Annotated in this window: 2 protein-coding genes; both read right to left on the bottom strand. The window is 64.0% G+C overall.

All coding sequences use genetic code 11. The features are described from left to right. Nucleotides 1-62: 62 nt before the first annotated feature. Nucleotides 63-860 (bottom strand): IS21-like element helper ATPase IstB, encoded by a 798-nt coding sequence (gene istB, locus NY1_RS41620; RefSeq protein WP_067723597.1) that lies wholly within the window; start codon nt 858-860, stop codon nt 63-65. Next, the gene (gene istA, locus NY1_RS41615) at nt 860-2,101 is read right to left on the bottom strand and encodes an IS21 family transposase (RefSeq protein WP_067723599.1); all 1,242 of its coding nucleotides are present in this window, start codon (nt 2,099-2,101) and stop codon (nt 860-862) included. Before istA ends, istB begins: the two co-directional genes overlap by 1 nt. Nucleotides 2,102-2,171 lie beyond the last annotated feature (70 nt).

The following is a 2,171-nucleotide window of genomic DNA, read 5'->3' as shown; positions in this document are numbered from 1 at the left end:
TGTCAACGTCGGTCGAATCCTGACCCGTTCTGTTCGGTCGAATCCGGACCCACCCTGGTTGGTTAGTCGTTGGTCTTGGCCGCGGGGACGCGGCCGAGGTCTCGGTCCTTGAGTCGGTAGCTGTCTCCCTTCATCGAGATGACCTCGGCGTGGTGGACGAGGCGGTCGATCATGGCGGCGGCGACAACGTCGTCGCCGAATACTTCTCCCCATCGCCCGAATGGCTTGTTGCTTGTGACGATCAGACTGGCCCGTTCGTAGCGGGACGAGACGAGCTGGAAGAACAGGTTCGCGGCTTCGGATTCGAAAGGGATGTAGCCGACTTCGTCCACGATGATCAGCGGAATCCGGCCGAGCTTTATCAGCTCTGCCTGCAGTTTTCCGGCGTGATGAGACTCGGCCAGCCGCGAGACCCATTCCGCGGCAGTGGCGAACGCGACGCGGTGTCCGGCCTGGCAGGCGCGGATCCCGAGTCCGATCGACAGGTGTGTTTTGCCGGTTCCGGGTGGGCCCAGGAACACGACGTTCTCCTTGGCGGTGATGAAGTCCAGGGTTCCCAGGTGGGTGATGGTGTCGCGTTTGAGCGAGCGTTGGTGGTCGAAGTCGAACTCCTCCAACGACTTCCGCGACGGAAACCGAGCACTGCGGATGCGGCCTTCACCTCCGTGGGACTCGCGGGCGGAGACCTCGCGCTGCAGGCAAGCGGCCAGGAATTCTTCGTGGCTCCAGTTCTCTGCGCGGGCGCGCTCGGCCAGCCGCTCGACCGCGTTGCCGAGTGTCGGCGCTTTGAGAGCTCTTGCGAGATAGGCGATTTCGGAGGTGACGTTGCGTGAACCGTTCGTTGCGGTCTTGGTGGCCATCAGGCGATTCCCTCGCTGCTGTTCGTCTCGTCGAGGTCGAACATGCGGTCGTAGTCGGAGAGGTTTCGGTGCTCGACGTCGGTGTCGATCGCGGGGACCGCGACCAGGCGCCGAGCATTGCGCAGGTCGGCGGCCGCAGCCGCGTGGTCGGGATCGGTGAGGGTTTGATGATCGGCCCAACAGCGTTGATGGCGAGCAAGCTCGGCGCCGGCCAAGGTGATCACCACCTGGTCGAGATCGGCGTGGACCTCGACGCGGCGGCCGATCGCGGCCGGATGCACCGAATAGTCGTTGGAGTCCAGGCGAACGTAATGATCACGAGGAAGCCGGGTGGTGAACCGCCATCCGACCACCGGATCCACCGGCGGCAGCTCGAGCATCGACCGCCGGTCGGCCTCCCAACGATCGACCGGACGACACTCCAGCCGGCGATGGTGACGCTGATTGGCCTGGACCAACCAGTCGGCGAGCTGAGCATTGAAATCGGTTGGGCTGGTGAAGATTCGGCCAGGCAAGAATGAGGTCTCCAAATAGCCGTTCGCCCGCTCGACCAGGCCCTTGGCTTCCGGGTCGCGAGGCCGGCACTGGATCACCCTGATGCCCAAAGATCCGCGGAACGCGTTCATAGTCTCCGTCAGCTGCGGTTTGCCGCCGCGCCACTGACCGACCGCGGATTCGTTGTCCCACACCAGTGTTCGCGGAACACGACCCCATCCAGAGATCAACGCCCAATGCCCGGCAAGCAGGTCCGGGCTCTGACGCGTCGGGATCATCGTCGCGGTGATGATCCTCGAATAGCCCGACACCATCACCAACACCGGCGGTCGACCGACATGGCCGAAGCCCAACGGAACATCCACCGGCGGGAACCACAAGTCGCATTGGGCGAGCTCGCCGGGCTGATATTCAGTGCGCGAGGCCGGGTCCACCGGCTGGAACAACGGCCGCAACTGCTGCACGCGCTCGAAGAACACCGTCCGGCCGCGTTGCCAGCCAACACGTTCCATGATCACCGTCGTCGGCATGCCCGGGAACTCGCTCAGCAACGCGCGGATCTGCGGCTCGAACTCATCCACCGCGGACCCGCCCGGCTTGCGCTGATACTGCGGCGGCGCATGCGAAGCCAGCGCCTTCTTGACCGTGTTCTTCGAGACCTTCATCTGCCGAGCGATGGCCCGGATCGCCATCCCCTCGGCGCGATGCAACCGGCGAATCTCCGCCCAGTCCTCCACGTTCAACACCTCATGATCGTTCACAGGTGGGTCAGAATTCACCCGGAATCAGAGGGTCAGTATTCAACCGGACGCGACA

The organism is Nocardia yamanashiensis NBRC 100130 (genome assembly GCF_001613325.1).
Classification (GTDB): domain Bacteria; phylum Actinomycetota; class Actinomycetes; order Mycobacteriales; family Mycobacteriaceae; genus Nocardia; species Nocardia yamanashiensis.
The sequence above is the reverse complement of the archived record's forward strand: the minus strand, read 5'-3'. Positions and strand labels throughout refer to the sequence as shown.